Source organism: Streptomyces sp. NPDC043812, assembly GCF_056436245.1.
In genome coordinates, this window is the sequence record NZ_JBWKCY010000003.1 from 75,564 (window position 1) to 97,059 (window position 21,496).

19 protein-coding genes are annotated in these 21,496 nt (G+C 71.5%); 3 read left to right on the forward strand and 16 right to left on the reverse strand.

Annotated elements, in window-relative coordinates; translation table 11 throughout:
* Positions 1-9 precede the first annotated feature (9 nt).
* From AC067Z_RS05425 to AC067Z_RS05450, 6 genes are all read right to left on the reverse strand, one after another.
* Positions 10-1,314: a hemolysin family protein gene (locus tag AC067Z_RS05425; RefSeq protein ID WP_478788130.1), complete on the reverse strand. Its 1,305-nt coding sequence runs from the start codon at positions 1,312-1,314 to the stop codon at positions 10-12.
* Positions 1,311-1,808 carry an rRNA maturation RNase YbeY gene (gene ybeY / locus AC067Z_RS05430; protein ID WP_478788131.1) on the reverse strand — a complete coding sequence of 166 codons (498 nt, stop codon included), beginning with the start codon at positions 1,806-1,808 and terminating at the stop codon, positions 1,311-1,313. Before ybeY ends, AC067Z_RS05425 begins: the two co-directional genes overlap by 4 nt.
* A gap of 12 nt (positions 1,809-1,820) precedes the next feature.
* On the reverse strand, positions 1,821-2,837 hold the full coding sequence (locus AC067Z_RS05435) for a PhoH family protein (protein ID WP_478788132.1): 1,017 nt from the start codon (positions 2,835-2,837) through the stop codon (positions 1,821-1,823).
* A gap of 146 nt (positions 2,838-2,983) precedes the next feature.
* Positions 2,984-4,084: a carbohydrate kinase family protein gene (locus AC067Z_RS05440; protein ID WP_478788133.1), complete on the reverse strand. Its 1,101-nt coding sequence runs from the start codon at positions 4,082-4,084 to the stop codon at positions 2,984-2,986.
* Positions 4,085-4,207: 123 nt separating this feature from the next.
* On the reverse strand, positions 4,208-5,506 hold the full coding sequence (locus tag AC067Z_RS05445; protein WP_478788134.1) for a glucarate dehydratase family protein: 1,299 nt from the start codon (positions 5,504-5,506) through the stop codon (positions 4,208-4,210).
* A gap of 118 nt (positions 5,507-5,624) precedes the next feature.
* The gene (locus tag AC067Z_RS05450) at positions 5,625-6,275 is read right to left on the reverse strand and encodes a TetR/AcrR family transcriptional regulator (protein ID WP_478788135.1); all 651 of its coding nucleotides are present in this window, start codon (positions 6,273-6,275) and stop codon (positions 5,625-5,627) included.
* A 154-nt stretch (positions 6,276-6,429) separates the two neighbouring features.
* Between AC067Z_RS05450 and AC067Z_RS05455 the strand changes: the two genes are divergently transcribed.
* The gene (locus tag AC067Z_RS05455; RefSeq protein WP_478788136.1) at positions 6,430-7,713 is read left to right on the forward strand and encodes a YncE family protein; all 1,284 of its coding nucleotides are present in this window, start codon (positions 6,430-6,432) and stop codon (positions 7,711-7,713) included.
* Between the two features lie 37 nt (positions 7,714-7,750).
* Here the strand turns inward: AC067Z_RS05455 and AC067Z_RS05460 are convergent, their stop codons facing one another.
* The 10 genes from AC067Z_RS05460 to hrcA all read right to left on the reverse strand — a co-directional run bounded on the left by AC067Z_RS05460 (position 7,751) and on the right by hrcA (position 19,767).
* Positions 7,751-8,659, reverse strand: a complete 909-nt coding sequence (locus AC067Z_RS05460) for a ribonuclease Z (RefSeq protein ID WP_478788137.1) — start codon at positions 8,657-8,659, stop codon at positions 7,751-7,753.
* A gap of 5 nt (positions 8,660-8,664) precedes the next feature.
* The gene (locus AC067Z_RS05465; protein ID WP_478788138.1) at positions 8,665-9,018 is read right to left on the reverse strand and encodes a histidine triad nucleotide-binding protein; all 354 of its coding nucleotides are present in this window, start codon (positions 9,016-9,018) and stop codon (positions 8,665-8,667) included.
* A gap of 180 nt (positions 9,019-9,198) precedes the next feature.
* The gene (locus tag AC067Z_RS05470; RefSeq protein WP_478788139.1) at positions 9,199-10,275 is read right to left on the reverse strand and encodes a hypothetical protein; all 1,077 of its coding nucleotides are present in this window, start codon (positions 10,273-10,275) and stop codon (positions 9,199-9,201) included.
* Entirely contained in the window at positions 10,272-11,690 is a 1,419-nt protein-coding gene (locus AC067Z_RS05475; protein WP_478788140.1) for an ATP-binding protein, read from the reverse strand. Before AC067Z_RS05475 ends, AC067Z_RS05470 begins: the two co-directional genes overlap by 4 nt.
* Positions 11,691-11,783: 93 nt before the next feature.
* Positions 11,784-14,990: a S41 family peptidase gene (locus AC067Z_RS05480; RefSeq protein WP_478788141.1), complete on the reverse strand. Its 3,207-nt coding sequence runs from the start codon at positions 14,988-14,990 to the stop codon at positions 11,784-11,786.
* 45 nt (positions 14,991-15,035) lie between these two features.
* Positions 15,036-15,563 carry a hypothetical protein gene (locus tag AC067Z_RS05485; RefSeq protein WP_478788142.1) on the reverse strand — a complete coding sequence of 176 codons (528 nt, stop codon included), beginning with the start codon at positions 15,561-15,563 and terminating at the stop codon, positions 15,036-15,038.
* Between the two features lie 92 nt (positions 15,564-15,655).
* Positions 15,656-16,399: a 16S rRNA (uracil(1498)-N(3))-methyltransferase gene (locus tag AC067Z_RS05490; RefSeq protein ID WP_478788143.1), complete on the reverse strand. Its 744-nt coding sequence runs from the start codon at positions 16,397-16,399 to the stop codon at positions 15,656-15,658.
* Positions 16,399-17,469 carry a nitronate monooxygenase gene (locus tag AC067Z_RS05495; RefSeq protein WP_478788144.1) on the reverse strand — a complete coding sequence of 357 codons (1,071 nt, stop codon included), beginning with the start codon at positions 17,467-17,469 and terminating at the stop codon, positions 16,399-16,401. Before AC067Z_RS05495 ends, AC067Z_RS05490 begins: the two co-directional genes overlap by 1 nt.
* 147 nt (positions 17,470-17,616) lie before the next feature.
* Positions 17,617-18,750 carry a molecular chaperone DnaJ gene (gene dnaJ / locus AC067Z_RS05500; RefSeq protein ID WP_478788145.1) on the reverse strand — a complete coding sequence of 378 codons (1,134 nt, stop codon included), beginning with the start codon at positions 18,748-18,750 and terminating at the stop codon, positions 17,617-17,619.
* Entirely contained in the window at positions 18,751-19,767 is a 1,017-nt protein-coding gene (gene hrcA / locus AC067Z_RS05505; RefSeq protein ID WP_478788474.1) for a heat-inducible transcriptional repressor HrcA, read from the reverse strand.
* A 168-nt stretch (positions 19,768-19,935) separates the two neighbouring features.
* Between hrcA and AC067Z_RS05510 the strand changes: the two genes are divergently transcribed.
* Both AC067Z_RS05510 and AC067Z_RS05515 read left to right on the forward strand, forming a co-directional pair.
* The gene (locus AC067Z_RS05510; protein ID WP_478788146.1) at positions 19,936-20,658 is read left to right on the forward strand and encodes an MBL fold metallo-hydrolase; all 723 of its coding nucleotides are present in this window, start codon (positions 19,936-19,938) and stop codon (positions 20,656-20,658) included.
* Positions 20,659-20,684: 26 nt separating this feature from the next.
* Complete coding sequence (locus AC067Z_RS05515; RefSeq protein WP_478788147.1) at positions 20,685-21,491, forward strand: DUF3097 domain-containing protein; 807 nt, start codon at positions 20,685-20,687, stop codon at positions 21,489-21,491.
* The last annotated feature ends 5 nt before the right edge of the window (positions 21,492-21,496 follow it).

Sequence of the window (21,496 nt, forward strand, 5' to 3'; positions counted from 1 at the left end):
GCTCCGCCCTCATCGCGCCGGCTCGTCGTCCGCAGGCTTCTCCACCGGCTCCGCGAGCACCGTGACGATCTTGTTCCGCCGGCCCGCGGGGGACTCCGCCGTCAGCCGCAGCGACCGGCCGTCGGGCAGATCGACCACCGCGCCGGCGCCGGAGATCGGCACCCGGCCGAGCGCCTTGGCGAGGAGTCCGCCGACCGTCTCCACGTCCTCGTCGTCCAGTTCGTCGGCCCCCAGGCCGTACAGCTCGCCGAGGTCGCCGATGTCGAGACGGGCGGTGACCCGGAAACAGCCGTCACCCAGCTCCACGACGGGCGGCAGCTCGCGGTCGTACTCGTCGGTGATCTCACCGACGATCTCCTCGAGGATGTCCTCGATCGTGACGATGCCCGCCGTGCCGCCGTACTCGTCGATGACGACGGCGACGTGGTTGCGCTTCTGCTGCATCTCGCGCAGCAGATCACCCGCGTTCTTCGTGTCGGGGACGAAGACCGCGGGCCGCATCGCGGTCGACACCAGATCGGCCTCCGCGTCGCGGTTGATGTGCGTCTTGCGGACCAGATCCTTGAGGTAGACGACTCCGACGATGTCGTCCTCGTTCTCCCCCGTGACGGGGATGCGCGAGAAACCGGAGCGCAGCGCGAGCGTCAGCGCCTGCCGCACGGTCTTGAAACGCTCGATGCACACCAGGTCGGTGCGCGGGACCATCACCTCGCGGACGAGGGTGTCGCCGAGCTCGAAGACGGAGTGCACCATCCTGCGCTCGTCGTCCTCGATCAGCGACTCCTGCTCGGCGAGGTCGACCATCGCGCGCAGTTCGGCCTCGGAGGCGAACGGCCCCTTGCGGAAGCCCTTTCCGGGGGTGAGGGCATTGCCGATGAGGATCAGCAGCTGCGGGATCGGGCCCATGATCCTGGCCAGCGGCAGCAGGACGTACGCCGCCGCCGTGGCGGTGTTCAGCGGGTGCTGGCGGCCGATGGTGCGCGGTGAGACACCGACGGCGACATAGCTGACGAGCACCATGACGGCGATCGCGACGAGAAGCGCCGCCCACGTCTCCTCGAACTCCTCCAGGCACGCGTAGGTGACGAGCACCCCGGCCGCCATCTCGCAGGCGACACGCACCAGAAGAGCGACATTGAGATAGCGGGTGGGGTCGGCGGCGACCTGCTCCAGCTTGTCGGCCCCACGCCGCCCGGACCGGACGGCCTCGGCGGCACGGAAGCTGGAGACCCGGGCCAGACCGGCCTCCGCGCAGGCGGCGAGCCAGGCGACGACGACCAGCGCGACGGCACCTGCGATCAGTTGGCCGGTCATGAGACGGTCGGCGCCGGGGACGGGCCCGTGAGGCCCTTCTCCGCCCGCCAGCCGTCGACGATCGCGGCCTGCAGCCCGAACATCTCCGCCTTCTCGTCCGGCTCCTCGTGGTCGTACCCGAGCAGATGCAGCACTCCATGGACCGTGAGGAGCTGGAGCTCCTCGTCCATGGAGTGCTGCGTCGGCGCTTCCTCGCCCTGCCTCTTGGCCACCTCGGGGCAGAGCACGATGTCACCGAGGAGCCCCTGCGGGGGCTCCTCGTCGTCCTTGACCGGCGGGCGCAGCTCGTCCATCGGGAAGGACATGACATCGGTCGGACCGGGCAGATCCATCCACTGGATGTGGAGCTGCTCCATGGCTTCGGCGTCCACGACGATCACCGAGAGCTCGGAGAGCGGGTGGATACGCATCCGCGCGAGCGCGTAGCGGGCGACATCGAGGATCGCCTGCTCGTCGACCTCGGTTCCGGACTCGTTGTTGACGTCGATCGACATGGTGCGCTGTGACTACTTCCCGTTGTCGTACTTCTCGTAGGCGTCGACGATACGGCCGACGAGCTTGTGCCGTACGACATCCTGGCTCGTGAGCCGCGAGAAGTGCACGTCCTCGACGCCGTCCAGGATCGCCTGGACCTGACGCAGACCGCTCTTCGTGCCGCTGGGCAGGTCGACCTGGGTGACGTCACCGGTGATGACGATCTTCGAGTCGAAGCCGAGACGGGTGAGGAACATCTTCATCTGTTCGGCGCTGGTGTTCTGCGCCTCGTCGAGGATGATGAACGCGTCGTTCAGCGTGCGGCCGCGCATGTAGGCGAGCGGCGCGACTTCGATCGTGCCCGCGGCCATCAGGCGGGGGATGGAGTCGGGGTCGAGCATGTCGTGCAGCGCGTCGTACAGCGGGCGCAGATACGGGTCGATCTTCTCGTAGAGCGTGCCGGGCAGGAAGCCGAGCCGCTCCCCCGCCTCGACCGCAGGCCGGGTCAGGATGATGCGGTTGACCTGCTTGGACTGCAGCGCCTGCACGGCCTTGGCCATGGCGAGATACGTCTTGCCCGTACCGGCGGGACCGATGCCGAAGACGACGGTGTGCTTGTCGATGGCGTCGACATAGCGCTTCTGGTTCAGCGTCTTGGGGCGGATGGTCCGGCCGCGGCTGGAGAGGATGTTCTGCGTGAGCACCTCGGCCGGGGACTCGGCACCGGGCTCGCCGCTGCCGTCCTCGGCCGCCTTGAGCATGGCGATCGAGCGTTCCACTGCGTCCTCCGTCATCGGCTGCCCGGTGCGGAGCACGAGCATCATCTCGTCGAACAGGCGCTGGATGAGGGCGACTTCCGCCGCGTCGCCGACAGCGCTGACCTGATTGCCCCGGACATGGATGTCGGCCGCCGGGAAGGCCTTCTCGATCACGCGCAGCAGGGCGTCACCCGAGCCGAGGACCGTCACCATCGGATGCTTGGCGGGGACGGTGAAGTGGGCTCGCGCCTGCCCCGGCGCTGGGGTCTGGGCTGTGGGTGTCTGAGTCATGGGCCGGCTCTGTGGCCTGCACATACCTCCCGTTGCAGGGTTCTCGCTGCTCGACAACCTCTGGACCATCCAGGGTACGACCTGCCGCTGACAGGACCGAGGGCTTTTCCAGGGGCAACGGGCCGGGGAGGGGCCGCCCACTCGTGTCAGCCGGTGCGGCCGAAGCCGATCGTCGGGACGGCCCGGCGCAGCGGCCAGGGACGGACCGGAGTGGGCAGCAGGTCCTGGAGGAAGGCGTAGCGCCGCAGTGCCGCCGGGTCCTGGAGGCCCTGGACCGACTGCCACCACGCGGCGACCTCCCACCAGCCGGGTGCGGAGAGCGACCCGCCGAATTCCTGCACCGACAGCGCTGCGGTCAGTCCGGCGAAGGCGAGCCGGTCGGCGAGCGGCCAGCCCGCGAGGGTGCCGGTGACGTATCCGGCCACGAACACGTCGCCCGCGCCCGTCGGGTCCAGCGCCTCGACGGCGATGGCCGGGACCTGGGCGCTCTCGCCGGTCCTGCCGTCGACGGCGTAGGCGCCCTCGGCACCGAGGGTGACCACGGCGAGCGGGACACGGTCGGTCAGGGCGTGGGCCGCGGCGCGCGGGCAGTCGGTACGGGTGTAGCGCATCGCCTCCTCCGCGTTGGGCAGGAACGCCTCGCAGTGCTCCAGGTCGGCGAGATCGGCGGGGTCCCAGCGGCCGGAGTCGTCCCAGCCGACGTCCGCGAAGACGCGGGTCCCCGTGCGGTCGGCCTGGGCGATCCATTCGGCACGGTCCGGGGTGAGCGAGGCGATCGCGGCGCGGGCGGGCGGCGGGCAGTCGGGGGCGGGCTCGGGCGGCGGGGCCTCGTGGCCGTGGGACACCATGGTGCGCTCGCCCTCGTACGCCATGGAGACGGTGACGGGTGAGTGCCAGCCGGGGACGGTGCGGGAGAGGCCGAGGTCGATGCCCTCGCCCTGTTCGAGGGCGTCCCAGCAGTACTCGCCGTAGTGGTCGTCACCGAAGGCGGCGGCGAGGGAGGTACGCAGGCCGAGCCGGGCGAGGGCGGTGGCCATGTTGGCGACGCCGCCGGGGCTGGAGCCCATGCCGCGGGCCCACGACTCGGTGCCGCGCACGGGCGCGGAGTCGAGGCCGGTGAAGATGATGTCGAGGAAGACACTGCCGGTGAGATAGACGTCGCAGGGCGGATCCGCGGCGGTCCGCAGGGCGGCCAACGGGTCCAGGCCGGTCCCCAGGCGCGGTTGCTCTCCGTCTCGAATGGTCACCGTGCGCGCTCCCGTACGTGGTGCAGGTATCAGGCCAGTCTGCCCGATCCCGTCCGTACGGATCCGGGACCCGGCCGCGGCGCGACGAACGTCCGCGTGGCCGGGTCCGGGAGCGCGCGCCCGCTACCAGCGGGGAACTGCGGGGGCCACCCACCCCGGTTCGGCGACGCGCATCGCCGCCGCGTCGTCGCGGTCGCGCATCGTTCCGTCGTCCTCCAGCCATCGGCGGTGCAGGCGGGCGAGGCGGTCGCGGTCGAGTGCGACGCCGAGACCGGGCAGGTCGCTCACGGCGAGGCGGCCGCCCTCGAAGCGGAGGCGCTCGGTGATGACGTCCTCACTCTGCCAGGGGTAGTGGCTGTCGCAGGCGAAGTCGAGATGGGGGACGACGGCGGCGACATGGTTCATCGCGGCGAGGCTGATGCCCAGGTGGGTGTTGGAGTGCATCGACAGGGCCACGCCGAACGTCCGGCAGACCGCGGCCAGTTCACGGGTGGCGAACAGCCCGCCCCAGTAGTGGTGGTCGGAGAGGACGACCTGCACCGCTCCGGTCGAGAACGCCTCGGGGATCTCGGCGAAGGTGGTGACGCACATGTTGGTCGCGAGCGGGATGTCCGTGGCTGCCGCGACCTCGGCCATGCGTGCTGTCGTGGAGGCCGGGTCCTCCAGGTACTGCAGGACGTCGTCGAGCTCCTCGGCGACCTTCAGCGAGGTCTCGACGGACCAGGCGCCGTTGGGGTCGAGTCGCAGCGGCTGCCCGGGGAAGGCCTCGGCCAGGGCACGGACGGCGGCGACCTCCTGCTCGGGCGGGAAGACGCCTCCCTTGAGCTTGAAGGACGTGAACCCGTGGTCGCGGGCGAAGCGGCGGGCCTGTGCGACGACGCCGGCCGGATCGACGGCGGCGCCCCAGTCGTCCGACTCCCCTGCCCCGCCCGGGTGTCGGGCCCAGCGGTAGAAGAGGTAGGCGCTGTATTCCACGGAGTCCCGGACCTTTCCGCCGAGCAGGGCGTGGACGGGCAGTCCGAGCGCCTTGCCGAGGGCGTCGAGGCAGGCGACCTCGAAGGCGGAGACGACGGAGAGCCGGAGCTTGTCCGCGGTCTGGACGCCGCGCAGCCCGCCGACGTCGACGGCGTCCGCGCCGGTCGCGTCAGGAGAATCGCCGCAGACGCGTGCGGCGAGCGTGTGCAGCGCGTTGACGTCGGAGACCGGGCGTCCGGGCAGTGCACGGGCCAACGGGTCGGCGAGGGCGAGGTACTTGGTGTCGCCGTAGGTCTCGCCGACACCGGTGACGCCGTCGGCGGTGACGATCTCGACGATCAGGCGGGGGGTGTACGGCTGGTGCACACCCTGGGTGTTGAGCAGCGGCGGGTCGGCCACCAGGATCGGCGTGAGCCGCACCTCGGCGACGGTCAGATCCTGGCCCATGCTGTCTCCCCATACAGAGTGCGTACATGTATGAGAACCGAGATTAGATACGCGAACCACGCCAGTCAATGACACAGGAACCGGCCCCACATGGTCCAGCGGGCTGAAACCGAGCGGGTCAGTCCAGTGGCACCGGACGCAGGATGCCGAGCAGCATCCGCACCAGCTCGTCGACCAGTTCGTCGAGCGTCGCGTCCACCCAGCCGACCGTCCAGTCGTGCAGAAGGCCGTTGACGCTGCCGATGAACGCCGCCGCCGCGACCCGGTAGTCGCGCGCCTCCGCCTCGCCGCGCCGCGCCGCCTGATCCGCCTCGGCGCAGATGAAGTCCACCCAGCGGGACCGGCGGGTCAGCCTCTGACGCTCCATCTGCGGGCTGACGCCGATGATCTCGATGAACGCGATACGGATCCGCCGCGGGTCGACTGTCACGTTCGCCGCGTACGCCCGGAACACCACGGCCGCCCGCCGGGCCAGCGGCAGATCGGACGCCTCGGCGAGCGCGGCCGTCGCCGCCGCCTCCGCCCAGTCGTTGACCTGGAGATGAAGCGCGGCCAGCACGTCTTCCAGCGTGCGGAACTCCTCGTAGAACTGCCGGGTGGACAGCCCCGCGGCCTCGCTGAGCGCCGCAACCGTCGTCGCCCGGTAGCCGGGTCCCTCACCGAACAGCCGGAGTCCCGCGTCGAGGAACCGCTGCCGGCGTTCGGCCTGACGCTCTTCGGCGGACCGGCCGCCGTAGCGGCCGGTCGGCTGTCTGATCCTGCCCGCCACTGGCCCTCCCTCGTCGCGTCGGGACTCATTTTGTCGTGTCCACAGTCTTGTGGAGTCTCCCACCGCTCGTTACTTTCCAGTAGCTCAATCTGAACGCGCACGTATTCAGACTGCGCCCGGTGTCGGACCGGCCGCCCTTGTGGAAGGAACGACGATGTCTCTGTCCAGCACCCGGCGGGCCGGCACCAGGAGGCCCGGCACGAGGCGCGCAGTCGCCTCGGCCGCCGCCGCCCTGGTACTCCTCGCGGCCGGCGGCGCGCTCCCGGCCCATGCGCAGTCGCCGGCGCCGCCGCTGCGCGAGGTGATGTTCGTCGGCAACAACTGGGACGGCACCGCCGATGTCATCGAGGCGGAGGGCGACTTCGCGAAGGTCGGCCGCATCAACGTCATCCCGGACAAGGACCAGCGGCTGAAGGAGATCTACCTCAACCCGGTCAAGCTCGCGTTCTTCCTCGGCATCCGGCAGGGACCGGGCGAGGGCCACGACCAGTTCGTCGACGACATGTACGCCACCCCGGACGGCTCGGCGATGGTCGTCTCCCGGCCGAGCTTCGCCGACGTCGTCTCCATCGACCTCGCCGACGGAGGGATCAACTGGCGCTTCCCGGTCTCCGGTTTCCGCTCCGACCACATGGCCGTCTCCCCCGACGGCAGCCGGGTCGCCGTCTCCGCCTCGACGTCCAACACCGTGCACGTCCTCGACATCACGACCGGGAAGCAGCTCGGCTCGTTCGCGACCGGCGACAAACCGCACGAGAACGTCTTCACCGGTGGCGGAAAATATCTGTGGAACATGTCGATCGGCGAGGTCAACACCGCGCTCGACGACCCCTTCTGGGACTTCACGAAGGGCGACCGCAGGATCACGGTCGTGGATGCGAACACCTTCGAGCAGGTCAGGGTCATCGACATGCGCGAGCGTCTCGACGCGTTCGGCCGCAAGGACCTCTCCGACTCGGTGCGGCCCGTCGCGTTCACCCCCGACGAGTCGAGGCTCTACTTCCAGGTGTCGTTCTTCAACGGCTTCCTGGAGTACGACATCGCCGCCGACAGGATCACCCGGGTCAAGACCCTGCCCAAGAACCCGGCGACCAGCGAGGACCGCACCACCTGGGTCAACGACTCGCGCCACCACGGCATGTCGATGAGCCCGAAGGGCGACAAGATCTGCATCGCCGGGACCATGGACGACTACGCCACTATCGTCGACCGGGCGACCCTGCAGGAGAGCCCGCTGGTGACCGCGTCCAAACCGTACTGGGCGACGGTCAGCGGCGACGGCAAGTCGTGCGTCATCTCCGAGAGCGGCTCCGACTCCGTGACCGCGATCGACTTCGCGACCGGCCGGAAGGTCGCGACCGTGACGGTCGGCGACCATCCGCAGCGGGTGCGGATCGCGCACGTCCCGGCGGACTGGACCGGCCCGGCTGCGCGCTGAGCTGCCACCTGTGGAGCGGGGCGGGCCGCCCCGCTCCTCAGGACCGCTTGGGCACCGGGATACGCCACAGGTCCTGGGCGACCGTCACCTCGCCCGCGAACCCGGCGGCCCGCGCCTGCCGCTCGAACTCGTCGGCGGCGCCGGTGTAGCGCTGCGAGAAGTGCGTGAGCACGAGATGGCGCACACCGGCTTCGTGCGCCACCCGGCCCGCCTGCCCCGCCGTCAGATGCCCGTGGTCCGAGGCCAGCCGGATGTCCCCGTCGAGGAACGTGGACTCGATGACGAGCATGTCGCAGCCTTCTGCGAGCGCCTGGACGCCGTCGCACAACCGGGTGTCCATGACGAAGGCGAACCGCTGGCCGCGGCGCACCTCGCTGACGTCGTCGAGCGTGACACCGCCGAGCACGCCCTCGCGCTGGAGCCGGCCCACATCCGGCCCCTGGATGCCGTGCGCGGCCAGTTTCCCGGGCAGTATCCGGCGGCCGTCCGGCTCGACGAGCCGGTAGCCGAAGGACTCGACGGGGTGCGAGAGCCTGTGCGCGTACAGGGTGTACGCGTCGGTGCGCGCGAGGACGCCGTCGTCGGCGACGGGCGCCTGCGTCAGCAGCACCGTCTCGCGGTAGGCCGTGGCGTACCGCAGCCGGTCGAAGAACCGCTGCCCGCTGGCGGGATAGTGCGCGGAGACCGGGTGCGGGACCTGGTCGAGGTTGATCCGCTGGATCACCCCGGCCAGACCGAGCGAGTGGTCGCCGTGGAAGTGCGTGACACAGATGCGGTTGATGTCGTGCGCGGAGACACCGGCGCGCAGCATCTGCCGCTGGGTGCCCTCGCCGGGATCGAAGAGGATGCCCTCCCCGTCCCAGCGCAGCAGATAGCCGTTGTGGTTGCGGTGCCGGGTCGGGACCTGGCTGGCGGTGCCGAGCACCACCAGTTCACGTGCGGACACCGGTACTACCCGGGAGGCCAGTTGAGCCCACGGCCGCCGAGCACATGCGCGTGCGCGTGGAAGACGGTCTGCCCCGCGCCGGAACCGGTGTTGAAGACGATCCGGTGGCTCTCCAGCTTCTCGTCGACGGCGACCACACCGGCCTCACGCAGCACATCGGCGGCGAGCTGCGGCTCGGCGGCGGCAAGAGTGGCGGCGTCCCGGTAGTGCGCCCGGGGGATGACCAGCACGTGGGTGGGCGCCTGGGGATTGATGTCCCGGAAGGCGACGGTGGTCTCGGTCTCCCGCACGACCGTGGCGGGCACTTCACCCGCGACGATCTTGCAGAACAGGCAGTCTGCTTGCGGTTCGCCTGCCATGGGGCGGCCTCCCTCAGGGGTGTCGATCAGTTGGTCAGCATGCTATCCGGCGGCGCGGCACCGGCCGTCGGGCGCGCGGCCGGTGGGAGCGCGCCGGTGGGTGTACGGCGTCGGCGGGTTTACGGCGTCGGCGGGCGGCGGGCGCCGGTGGGTGTACGGCGGCCACGCCACGCGTACCGGTCACCGGGTCTTCCTGCGGTCGTACGCCATGGTCGACAGCGGCACCACCAGACCGGCCCAGAAGAGGAACTCGGGCGTGCTCCGTCCCGTCCACGGGATCTGGGAGATCATCAGTGCGCAGAGCGTGGTCCAAGCCGCCTGCCCCAGCACGATCCGTGCCCAGCGGCCGCGGCGCACGAGGGAGCGGATGTTGAGCTGCACTCCGGTACGCATCCGGTAGTAGCGCAACAGCGCTCCGAAGCCCCAGATCGCGACCATGACCGCCAGCACCCAGAGACGGTTGCCGAGCGGTACGGGCAGCTCCCGCAGGGTCGGATCCTTGGCCGTGGCGAAGAGGTCGATCATCGCTCCCGCAGCGGCCAGACAGACGAGCGCGAGCCAGCGGGTGCCCCGCAGCAGGCGGTACGTGGCCTGATCCAGGCCGCTGCGCAGCATCGGGGAATGGGGCGCGCCCGCCAGCCCTGCGGAGTACACCTCCGCGGCCCGGGCAGCCGTGACGTCCGGGGCGTTGGCCGTCGCGTCGGTGTACATGGCCTGTGCCGTCGGGTTGGACGGGTCGAGGCGCAGCCATTCGACCAGGGCCTGCTTCGCGACGTCCTGACGCTGCGTGCGTACGGCCGCGAAGCACAGGGCCTGGTGGACGTCCGGCTCCTGCGGGGCGAGGCGCACGGCCTCGTGGGCCGCCTCGTACGCCAGCTCGTGATCGGCGGGCGGGGCGGACGGATGGGCGACGAGGACGCCGGACAGCGCGAAATGCGAGGACCACTTGTCGGGCGCCCTGCGGACGGCCTCCTCGGCAGCCGCCCGCGCGTCGGACTGCCGGCCCAGCCGGAGCAGCACCCGGGACAGCAGAATGAGCGCGCCGACGTGTCCCGGTGAGAGCCGCAGCATCTCGGTGGCGGCCTGTTCCGACGGCTCGTACTCGCCGAGCTGCTCATGGGCGACGGCGAGCATCTGCCAGGCCCATTCGTCGTCGGGATTCTCGGCGAGGTGGCCGGCCAGCAAGGGCTTGGACTCCTCGAACCGCTCTGCCGCCTGCAACGCGCCGGCGCGCGCCACCACCGGAGCCACGCTCACAGCTTCCGCCTCTTCTTCAGGTACGTCACCAGGTCGTCGTACATCCCGCCCTCGTTCGCGAACATCGCCACGTTCCGCGCCGCCGCGAACCACGGTTCGGTCGACGGGACCACGGACTTCGCCGCGTGGAGCAGGTCCTTCGTGCCGATCATGCGGATCCGGCCGGTGCGGGCCGACTCGAGCAGCGCGCTCTCGGCCGCCGACTCGCACACATGGGCCAGGTCCGCGCCCGAGAGACCGTCCGTCGCCTTGACGAGACGCCCCAGGTCGACTGCCTCGATGGGCCGTTCGCGCAGGTGGTAGCGGAGGATCGCGTCGCGGGCGGTGGCATCGGGCGGCAGGACGAGCAGCGTGCGGTCGAGCCGTCCCGGGCGCCGGAGCGCGATGTCCACGTCCCAGGGGACGTTGGTCGCGGCGAGGACGAACACGCCTTCGTTGGCGGCGGAGTCGATGCCGTCGAGCTCGGTGAGGAGCTGGTTGACGGTGTTGCGCATACCGCTGTGGTGCGTCCGGCTGCGCTTGGCGCCGAGTGCGTCGAGCTCGTCGAGGAAGACGACACAGGGTGCCTGACGGCGGGCGGTCTCGAAGACCTCGTGCATGTTGCGTTCGGAGTTGCCCGTCCACATGTCGAGGACGTCGTTGACGGACACGGACAGGAAGCTCGCGCCGAGTTCACCGGCGACGGCACGCGCGATGAAGGTCTTGCCGCAGCCGGGCGGACCGTAGAGGAGGAGCCCGCCGCGCAGGCTCTTGCCGTACAACTTGCGGAGTTCGGGGTTGCGCATCGGCGCGAGGAACGCGGCTTCGAGGCGGTCCTTGACCTCCTGCATCCCGCCCACGTCCGCGAGCCGAACGGTGCCGGGACCGGTCACGTCCCAGGCATCGGCGTCCCCGGGGTCGCCGCTGCCGTCGGCGGCGAGCGGCGGCTCGACGAAGCGGGGTTCGACGATGCCGTCGACCTCCTGCTCGGCGGCCCGCCAGTCGAATCCGCCGACGGGGCGGGGCGATGCGTCGGGGGCGGCCGATTCCACGGGCGCGGCCGGCTCGGCAGGGGCCGCCGGCTCCGCGGGCGCGGCCGGCTCGGCAGGGACCGTCGGCTCGGCAGGAGCCGCCGACTCCACGGGCGCGGCCGGCTCGGTGGAAGGAGACGCGCCAGCATCCTGGGCCGGGGACGCCGAGGGCACAGGCGCCGCCAGGCTCCCCATCGCGCGCATCATCAACTCCCGCGCCGCCCCGTCCCCCGGAGCATGCTGCAACGCCACCGCAGCCTCCGTCACGGCGGCGTCGTGCAGACCCGCGGCGAGCAGCAGCTCGGCGAGGTGCAGCCGCAGAGGAACGTCCGCGGGGGCAGCGGCAACGGCCGTGCGCAGGCTCTGTATCAGCGGGGATTCACGGGCGGGAGACTCTTCCGGCATGATCCATGTCTACGCGGGACCCCCAACAGGAGTCCAGGCAGGGCGGTGTGCGGTGGATCACCACAGCCCGATCCACCGCACCGCGCACCACCGTCACCCCAACTCGGGAATCCCCGGCGGCGACTTCGCCGGGTTCTCGGACAGCACCGCAAGCGCCATCCGGACCGCCTCGTCCAGCTGCGGATCCAGCCCCGCCGCATGGTCCTGCGGGGTCGGGACGACCTCCACGTCCGGGTCGACGCCGCGGTTCTCCACGTCCCAGCCGTAACCCTCCAGCCAGATCGCGTACTTGGGCTGGGTGACGAGGGTGCCGTCGACCAGGGAGTAACGGCTGTCGATCCCGACGACCCCGCCCCACGTACGGGTGCCCACCACCGGACCGATGCCGAGCGCCTTGATCGCCGCGTTCACGATGTCGCCGTCGGAGCCGGAGAACTCGTTCGCCACGGCGACGACAGGACCCCGCGGCGCGTCGAACGGGTAGCTGGACGGCTGCTTTCCACGCGGCAGGTCCCAGCCGACGATCCTGCGGGCAAGCTTCTCGACGACGAGCTGCGACGTGTGGCCGCCGCGGTTCTCCCGCACGTCCACGATCAGCCCCTCGCGCGCCACCTCCACACGCAGGTCGCGGTGGATCTGGGCCCAGCCCGGCGCCTGCATGTCGGGGACGTGGAGATAGCCGAGGCGGCCTTGCGACTTCTCGTGCACATACGCCCGCCGGTCGGCGACCCACGCGTGGTAGCGCAGCGGCTCCTCGTCGTCGAGCGGGACGACGACGGCATGGCGCGGGTCACCGCCACCCGCCGGGGACACGGTCAGTTCGACCGGCTTGCCCGCCGCGCCCACGAGCAGGGGGCCGGGGCCCGTGACCGGGTCGACGGGCCGTCCGTCCACGGCGGTGATCGCGTCGCCCGCACGCAGCGCGACACCGGGCGCCGCGAGAGGCGAGTGGGCGTGGGGGTCGGACGTCTCGGACGGCAGGATGCGGTCGATGCGCCACGAACCGTCGTCCGCACGGGAGATGTCCGCGCCGAGCAGCCCCTGCCGGGTGGAGCTCGACCCGTAGCCGCCGGACGGGATCACATAGGCGTGCGAGGTACCCAGTTCGCCCTGCACCTCCCACAACAGGTCCACCAGGTCGTCGTGGGTGGCGACCCGTGCCAGGACCGGCCGGTACCGTTCGAGCACCCCGTCCCAGTCGACACCGCCGAGGTCGGCGCGCCAGAAGTGGTCGCGCATCAGCCGGCCGTTCTCGTCGTACATCTGCCGCCACTCGGCTGCCGGATCGATGCTTCTGCGGACCCGGCCCAGATCGACGGTGATGTTCGTGTCGCTGTCCTCGTCACGGGAGGCGCGGCGGTCGCTGGGCACGACCTTGAGCTTGCCGTCGGTGTGCAGCAGCACCCGCCTGCCGTCGCCGCTGACGCGGAAGAACGAGACGTCGTCGGCCAGTTCCTCGACGTGCTGCTGGCTCAGGTCGAAGCGTTCCAGCTCCGTCTTGGGGCCGGGGTCGTCCGGCGTGGCGCGGGTCGCACCGAGCACACCGCTCAGCGGGTGCCGCAACCACAGCAGTCCGTCCTTGGCGGCCCGCAGCGTCGAGTAGCGGGCGGCCTCGACGGGAAACGGGATGATGCGGTCCGCGAGTCCGTCGAGGTCGATCCGGGTGACCGGAGCGGCACCGTCCTCCGATGCGTCGGACGGGCCGTCCTTGTCCGGCTCGAAGGCCCGGCCGTGCCGCTGCGGACCGAACGGCGACGGGGTGGTTGCCGCCAGCGTGATCAGATGCGGACGGCAGCCGCCGACGAAGGCGAGGTCGAAGACATGGGTGTCGTAGACCGGGTCGAAGGCACGCTCCGACAGGAAGGCGAGGTGCTTGCCGTCGAGGGTGAACGCGGGCTGGAAGTCCGCGAACCGCAGCGGTGTCGCCTCGGAGACCGTCAGATCACCGGTGTTGGCGAGCTTGATCTGCCGCAACGGGCTGGGACCGGGGTGCGACCAGGCGAGCCAGCCCGAGTCGGGCGAGAAAACGAGACCGTCGGCGTCGCCGTGCTCGCTGCGGTCGACCTCGCGCACCTCGCCCGATTCGCGTTCGACGAGCAGGATCCGTCCGTCGTGCGAGGCCACGGCGGCCCGGCTGCCGTCGGGGGCGACGGCGAGGCTCAGTACGCGGCCGATCCGGCCCGCGGCGAGCCGGCGCGGGGTGGCGCCCGCGGCCGGGCCGGTCGCGGGCGCGAACTCCAGCGCGTCGTCGCCCTCGGCGTCGGTGACCCAGACGACGTGTTCCTCGCCGTCGACGCGGAACGTGCGCGGCAGCCGGGCCCGTACGCCCGGTTCCGCGGCGAGCGTGCGCGCGGGGCCCTCGCGATGGGTGACCCAGTGGATCCCGCCGCGGACCTCGACGGCGCTGCCGCGGCCCGTGTGGTCGGGCGCGGCGGCGCCCACGTGACGGTCGGGGGTGACGGTCCAGGGCCGCAGATCGGTGCGCTGGCCGCCGAGACGGATGTCGAGCCGGCGGGGCTCGGCGCCGTCCAGGTCGTCGAGGATCCACAGTTCGCCGACGCTCGTGTAGACGACGCGCGTTCCGTCGGTGGCGGCGTGGCGTGCGTAGAAGCCGTCGACGGGAGTGTGCCGGCGCAGGTCGGAGCCGTCGGGCAGTGAGGAGTAGAGCGCGCCGACGCCCTCGTGGTCGGAGAGGAACGCGATCCGGCCACCGACCCACAGCGGATACTCGATGTTGCCGTCGATGTCCTCGTGGACGCGTACGAACTCCCCTTCGCCCGCGGCGTCGATCCACAACTTGCCCGCGGTGCCGCCCCGGTAGCGCTTCCATGCGGCGGCCTCGCGGCCCATCGTCGCGGACAGCAGCAGCGTCTGCGGCCCGAAGGCGACACCGCCGACGGGCCCGTACGGCAGGGTGGCCGCGGGGCCGCCGTCGAGCGGCACGGCCCGCGCCCAGGTGCGGCGCAGCGACGCCTGGCCATGGGTGGTGAGCGCGAGGACCTGGCCGTCGGGCGTCCAGCCGCGGACGGACGTCCTGTTGCTGCCCCAGTGCGTGAGACGGTCCGCCGGACCGCCGTCGAGGGGCGCGACATGGACCTCTGGGGCGCCGTCGCGGTACGAACTCCAGGCGACATGCGCGCCGTCGGGCGAGATTCTCGGATGGTTCACCGGCAGGTTGTCGGCGCTGACGCGCCAGGCGCGGCCGCCGTCGAGCGGCGCCACCCAGACGTCGTCCTCGGCGGTGAAGGCGATCGTCTCGCCGTGCAGATGCGGAAACCGGAGGTAGGCAGGGTGCGTCACAGGGTCACCCTAGGCAGGTGGGGGCCCGGTGCGGAGGGCTTTGGATCACTTGGCCGGAACAGCGGTCACCGTGACGGTCTCGGTCACCGTCACCGTGGGGGCGGGGCGCTGCCCCGGCGGGGTCGTGCCCGGGGCGGGTGCGCTGGTGCCGGGGGCGGCGGAGCAGTCGCCGAGCATGGTCGCCCGGAAGACGATCTTCTTCTCGATCCGGGCGGTCAGATCACCGCGTACGCACTTCCCGGCACGTTCCTCGGTCACCTTGCCCTTGACGGTGATGTCCTGACCGGATCCGGTCTCCCCCTGGCAGTCGACGATCGCGTTGGCGGGGGCGGCCGTCGCCGTCGCGTCGGCGGGGGCAGCCGTCGCGGTGCCGCTGCCCGCCTCCGCCCGCGCCGTGCAGCTCAGCCATGCCACGTCGAAGGTCAGCCGTTCCAGCGTGCTGGTCGCGGTCCGGTCGGTGGTGACGGCCACGGCGGCGGAGTCGAGCCCGCCGACCGTCGGTTCACACCCGGCGGCACCCGCGACGGCGGCCCCGCAGACGCCGGCTGCGACCAGGGTTCTCAACGCCCTCATAAGGGGCAGGGTGTCACGCACCCCCCTGCGGGAGAAGAGCAGTTGCGGCCAGGTTGCCCCGTCGACGACTGCCGCCGGTCCGACGACGGCCGTCAGGACCAGCGGCCGGTGCGGCCCAGGAGAAGGGCCGTCGCCGCCGTGCCCGCCGTGGACGTGCGCAGCACGCTGCGGCCCAGCCGGTACGGCCTGGCACCGGCCTGAGCGAAGAGCGCCAACTCCTCGGGGGACACTCCCCCTTCGGGGCCGACGACGAGCACGATCGAGCCCTCGGCGGGCAGTTCGGCGGTGGCCAGCGGCTCCGCGCCCTCCTCGTGCAGGACCGCGGCGAAGTCCGCGTCCGCCAGAAGGGCTGCCACCTGCTTGGTCGTTGCCGCGTCCGCGACGTCCGGGAAACGCAGCCGCCGCGACTGCTTGCCCGCCTCCCGTGCGGTCGAACGCCACTTGGCCAGCGACTTGGCTCCCCGCTCGCCCTTCCACTGCGTAATGCAGCGCGCCGCGGCCCACGGTACGACCGCGTCCACACCGGTCTCCGTCATCGTCTCCACGGCGAGTTCGCCGCGGTCACCCTTCGGCAGGGCCTGCACGACGGTGATCCTCGGGGCCGGTTCGGGCTCGTCGGGGCAGGCGCGCACCTCGACGGTCAGCCGGTCCTTGCCCTCGGTCCCCAGCACGGTGCCCGCGGCCCCCCGGCCGGTGCCGTCGGTCAGCACGATCTCCTCTCCGGGCAGCAGCCGTTTCACCGAGACGGCGTGCCGTCCCTCGGGGCCGTCGAGGGGGACGACCGCGCCGGGCGCGACGCCCTCCAGCGAGACGACGACGAACACGGGAGCAGTCATCACGCACCACCCAGCGCCAGCGCGGCGCGCGCGGAGTCCAGTTCGGCGGCGAGGACCTCCACGAGCCGGCCGGCGGGCAGCTCGCGCGCGAGCCGGTGGCCCTGTCCCGCCCACAGCGCCATGCCCTGCGGGTCCCCGGCCTTGGCGGCGGCCTTGCGCAGCCCGCTCGTCAGATGGTGCACCTCGGGATAGGCGACCGGTGCGTACGGGCCGTGCTCGCGCATGAAACGGTTCACCAGCCCGCGGGCGGGCCGCCCGGAGAACGCACGCGTCAACTCCGTCCGGACGAACAGGGGGTCGGTCATGGCGAGTTTGTGCAGGGTGTTCGCCCCCGACTCGGGGCACACCAGGAACGCGGTCCCGAGCTGCACGGCGCTCGCGCCCGCGGCGAGCGCGCCCGCGATCTGCGTGCCCCGCATCAGGCCGCCCGCCGCGATCACCGGAAGCTGCACGGTCTCCCGGACGAGTTCGATGAGGGTGAGCAGCCCGATGCCGCAGCCGTCGGCTGCCGGGTCGTCGCGGTGTGTGCCCTGATGACCGCCGGCCTCGATCCCCTGCACGCACACGGCGTCGGCGCCCGCCCACTGCGCGGCCTGCGCCTCCTCGGGCGTGGTGACGGTCACGACGGTGAAGGTGCCGGCCTTGGTGAACGACTCGAGCGCGTTGCGCGAGGGGCAGCCGAAGGTGAAGGAGACGACGGGAACGGGCTCGTCGAGCAGCACCGCGAGCTTGGCCTCGTAGCCGTCGTCCCGTCCGGCGTCCGGGTCGCCGAGCGGTGTCTCGTACCAGGTGGACTCACCGGCGAGCTGCTCCCGGTACACCCCGACGGCAGCGGGGTCGGCGGTGCCGGGTTGCGGCATGAACAGATTGACGCCGAAGGGCCGCGACGTCAGGGCCCGGATCTGTTTGATCTCCTGGTACATGCCGTCCGCCGTTTTGTACCCGGCGGCGAGGAATCCCAGACCGCCCGCGTCGGAGACGGCGGCGGCGAGCTGCGGGCAGGAGGCACCGCCCGCCATGGGGGCCTGCACGATCGGATGACGGCAGAGATCGGCCAGTGCGGAGGACATGCAGGCATCGTGCCACGTCCCCGACGCCGCACCGAATCCCCGTTCCGGGGGCGGGCGGCGTCGCCTGCGGCGGCCTGTTCCCCACCCCGCCCTCCCTTCTGCTGCCTGGCGCCCGTAGGAGGAGGGCGGGTAGGGGAAACGCTCGGGCTACCGCCCGTTGAACGCGTCCTTGAGCCGCGAGAACAACCCCTGCTGCCCGGGCTGGAACTGCCCCGTCGGCCGCTCCTCGCCCCGCAGCTTCGCCAGGTCCCGCAGCAGCCGCTCCTGCTCCGGGTCGAGCTTCGTCGGCGTCGTCACCTCGACGTGCACGATCAGGTCGCCCCGACCGCCGCCACGCAGATGCGTGATGCCACGTCCGTGCAACGGGATCGACTGGCCCGACTGCGTGCCGGGCCGGATGTCGATCTCCTCCACGCCGTCGAGCGTCTCCAGCGGACACTTCGTGCCCAGAGCCGCCGCCGTCATGGGGATCGTCACCGTGCAGTGCAGATCGTCGCCGCGCCGCTGGAAGACGGGGTGCGCGATCTCGTGGATCTCCACGTACAGGTCGCCCGCCGGGCCGCCGCCCGGGCCGACCTCGCCCTCGCCGGCGAGCTGGATGCGCGTGCCGTTGTCGACACCCGCGGGGATCTTCACCGTCAGCGTGCGGCGCGAGCGGATGCGGCCGTCGCCGGCGCACTCCGGACACGGGGTCGGCACGACCGTGCCGAAGCCCTGGCACTGCGGGCAGGGGCGCGAGGTCATGACCTGGCCGAGGAACGACCGTGTCACCTGCGAGACCTCACCGCGGCCGCGGCACATGTCACAGGTCTGCGCGGACGTACCGGGCGCCGCGCCCTCGCCGGAGCAGGTCGTGCACACCACGGCGGTGTCGACCTGGATGTCCTTCGTCGTGCCGAAGGCCGCCTCGTTGAGCTCGATCTCCAGCCGGATCATCGCGTCCTGGCCGCGGCGGGTCCGCGAGCGCGGGCCACGCTGCGACGCCGTACCGAAGAACGCGTCCATGATGTCGGAGAAGTTGCCGAAGCCGCCCGCCCCGAAGCCGCTGGCGCCGCCGCCGGCCTGCGAGAGCGGGTCTCCGCCGAGGTCGTAGACCTGCTTCTTCTGCGGGTCCGACAGGACCTCGTACGCGGCGTTGATCTCCTTGAAGCGCTCCTGCGTCTTCGGGTCCGGATTCACGTCCGGGTGGAGCTCACGCGCGAGGCGCCGGAACGCCTTCTTGATCTCGTCCTGCGATGCGTCGCGGCGTACGCCAAGTACGGCGTAGTAGTCCGTGGCCACTTACGACTCCGCCAGGATCTGTCCGACGTAACGTGCCACTGCGCGTACCGCTCCCATCGTTCCGGGGTAGTCCATGCGGGTCGGTCCGACCACGCCGAGTTTGGCGACTGCTTCGCCGCCCGAACCGTAGCCGACCGAGACGACGGACGTGGAGTTCAGTCCCTCGTGGGCATTCTCATGCCCGATCCTCACGGTCATGCCCGATTCCTTGGCCTCGCCGAGCAGCTTGAGGAGCACGACCTGCTCCTCGAGCGCCTCCAGCACCGGCCTGATCGTCAGGGGGAAGTCGTGTCCGAAGCGGGTGAGATTGGCGGTGCCGCCGATCATCAGCCGTTCCTCGGTCTCCTCGACCAGGGTCTCCAGCAGGGTCGCGAGCACCGTGGAGACCGTGCCGCGGTCCTCGGTCTCGAACGACTCCGGCAGATCCTGCACCAGTTGCGGCACGTCCGCGAAACGGCGGCCGACGACACGGCTGTTGAGCCGGGCCCGCAGATCGGCCAGCGAGGTCTCGCCGAACGGCGCCGGACAGTCCACCAGCCGCTGCTCCACCCGTCCGGTGTCCGTGATCAGCACGAGCATCAGCCGGGCGGGCGCGAGCGAGAGCAGTTCCACGTGCCGAACCGTCGAGCGGGTCAGCGAGGGGTACTGCACGACGGCGACCTGCCGGGTCAGCTGCGCCAGCAGCCGAACCGTGCGGGCGACGACGTCGTCGAGGTCGACGGCCCCGTCGAGGAAGTTCTGGATGGCCCGGCGCTCGGGCGACGACAGCGGCTTGACTCCGGCGAGCTTGTCGACGAAGAGCCGGTACCCCTTGTCCGTGGGGATGCGGCCCGCGCTCGTGTGGGGCTGGGCGATGAAGCCCTCTTCCTCCAGCACGGCCATGTCGTTGCGTACGGTCGCCGGGGAGACGCCGAGCCGGTGCCGCTCGGTGAGCGCCTTGGAGCCGACGGGCTCCTCGGTGCCGACGTAGTCCTGGACGATGGCGCGCAGGACCTCGAGTCTGCGTTCACTGAGCATCGCGCGCACCTCCAGCTGCCGGTCCTCGGTGTGTGTCCCCTGGCACTCGATACGGCCGAGTGCCAGCATTCCCCCGGCCAGTGTACGGCTGCCGGGTGGGCCCCTAGCAAGGGCGGCCGACCACGCTATCGCGAGACTTGCGCTGGTCGATGCGGATAGCGTCGTCGCATGGACGTCCGTTGGGAAGACTTCGGGTGGGAACAGCTCGCCGCCGGAGTCGGCCGGCGCAGAATGCCCACCTGGGACGCGACCGTCGGTCTGGTGGTGGGCGACGACCGCGTCATGCTGTACGACACGGGCTCCACGATCCGCGAGGGCGCCGAGGTCCGCGCCCAGGCGCAGGCGCTGCTGGGCGGGCGCCACGTGACACACATCGCACTGAGCCACCCCCACTTCGACCATGTGCTGGGCACGGCGGCCTTCTCGGGGGTCGAGGTCTACGGAGCCGTCGGCATGGACACGCTGCTGCGGCGCGAACGGGACGCGATCCGCTCCGACGCCGTCCGGCACGGGGTCGCGGCCATCGACGCCGCGGAGGCCACCGATCTGCTCGTACCGCCCCACCACCCGGTGAGCGGTGAGTGGACGCTCGACCTCGGCGGCCGGCAGGTGCTGCTGGCCAATGTGGGGCCCGGCCACACGGGCCACGACCTGGCGCTGCTGGTGCCGGGCGGGCGGGAGGTCGTGTTCTGCGGCGATCTGGTCGAGGAGTCCGGCGAACCACAGGCGGGCCCGGACGCGATGGGGCCGCGCTGGCCGGCGGCGCTCGACCGGCTGCTGGCACTCGGCGGCGAGGACGCGCTGTACGTGCCGGGGCACGGGGCGGTCGTGGACGCGGCGTTCGTGCGGGCACAGCGGGACGAACTCGCGGCGCGCTTCGGCGTGTCGTAGAACACCCCGCCGTATGGTCATCCGATATGCGCAGCTACAGCCCTGACTTGACGCCTCCTTGGAAGCGCTCGGCCCCCGTCCCGGAGATCCCGGCGGAGCCCGATCTGGTGGTGGAGGAGGTCGCAACCGGCTTCTGCGGGGCGGTCATCCGCTGCGAGGCGGGGGCGGTCACGCTGGAGGACCGGTTCGGCAAGCACCGGGTGTTCCCGCTGGAGCCGCGCGGGTTCCTGCTGGAGGGCAAGGTCGTCACCCTGGTCCGCCCGCCGTCCGGCCCGGCCCGCTCCTCCCGTACGGCCTCCGGTTCACTGGCGGTCCCCGGCGCCCGCGCCCGCGTCGCCCGCGCGGGCCGCATCTACGTGGAGGGCCGCCACGACGCGGAACTGGTCGAACGGGTCTGGGGCGACGATCTGCGCATCGAGGGCGTGGTCGTGGAGTACCTGGAGGGCATCGACGATCTTCCCGCTGTCGTCGCGGACTTCGCCCCCGCGCAGGACGCGCGCCTCGGTGTCCTGGTCGACCATCTCGTCCCCGGCTCGAAGGAGTCCCGCATCGCGTCCTCGGTGACGGACCCGCACGTGCTGGTGGTGGGTCACCCCTACATCGACGTGTGGGAGGCGGTGAAACCGTCGTCGGTCGGCATCCCCGCATGGCCGACGGTCCCGCGCGGCCAGGACTGGAAGCAAGGCGTCTGCCGGGCCCTGGGCTGGCCGGACAACACGGGCGCGGCGTGGCAGCACATCCTGTCGCACGTGCGGTCCTACAAGGACCTGGAGCCGTCGCTGCTGGGGCGGGTGGAGGAACTGATCGACTTCGTGACGGCGCCGGGAGTCTGAACGGG

What these genes read in the sequence shown, in the direction of transcription:
- AC067Z_RS05425 (WP_478788130.1), bottom strand. Translation starts at nt 1,314, where the DNA reads ATGACCGGCCAACTGATCGCAGGTGCCGTCGCGCTGGTCGTCGTCGCC.
- ybeY (WP_478788131.1), bottom strand. Translation starts at nt 1,808, where the DNA reads ATGTCGATCGACGTCAACAACGAGTCCGGAACCGAGGTCGACGAGCAG.
- AC067Z_RS05435 (WP_478788132.1), bottom strand. Translation starts at nt 2,837, where the DNA reads ATGACTCAGACACCCACAGCCCAGACCCCAGCGCCGGGGCAGGCGCGA.
- AC067Z_RS05445 (WP_478788134.1), bottom strand. Translation starts at nt 5,506, where the DNA reads ATGGGCCAGGATCTGACCGTCGCCGAGGTGCGGCTCACGCCGATCCTG.
- AC067Z_RS05455 (WP_478788136.1), top strand. Translation starts at nt 6,430, where the DNA reads ATGTCTCTGTCCAGCACCCGGCGGGCCGGCACCAGGAGGCCCGGCACG.
- AC067Z_RS05465 (WP_478788138.1), bottom strand. Translation starts at nt 9,018, where the DNA reads ATGGCAGGCGAACCGCAAGCAGACTGCCTGTTCTGCAAGATCGTCGCG.
- AC067Z_RS05475 (WP_478788140.1), bottom strand. Translation starts at nt 11,690, where the DNA reads ATGCCGGAAGAGTCTCCCGCCCGTGAATCCCCGCTGATACAGAGCCTG.
- AC067Z_RS05485 (WP_478788142.1), bottom strand. Translation starts at nt 15,563, where the DNA reads ATGAGGGCGTTGAGAACCCTGGTCGCAGCCGGCGTCTGCGGGGCCGCC.
- AC067Z_RS05490 (WP_478788143.1), bottom strand. Translation starts at nt 16,399, where the DNA reads ATGACTGCTCCCGTGTTCGTCGTCGTCTCGCTGGAGGGCGTCGCGCCC.
- AC067Z_RS05495 (WP_478788144.1), bottom strand. Translation starts at nt 17,469, where the DNA reads ATGTCCTCCGCACTGGCCGATCTCTGCCGTCATCCGATCGTGCAGGCC.
- hrcA (WP_478788474.1), bottom strand. Translation starts at nt 19,767, where the DNA reads ATGCTCAGTGAACGCAGACTCGAGGTCCTGCGCGCCATCGTCCAGGAC.
- AC067Z_RS05510 (WP_478788146.1), top strand. Translation starts at nt 19,936, where the DNA reads ATGGACGTCCGTTGGGAAGACTTCGGGTGGGAACAGCTCGCCGCCGGA.
- AC067Z_RS05515 (WP_478788147.1), top strand. Translation starts at nt 20,685, where the DNA reads ATGCGCAGCTACAGCCCTGACTTGACGCCTCCTTGGAAGCGCTCGGCC.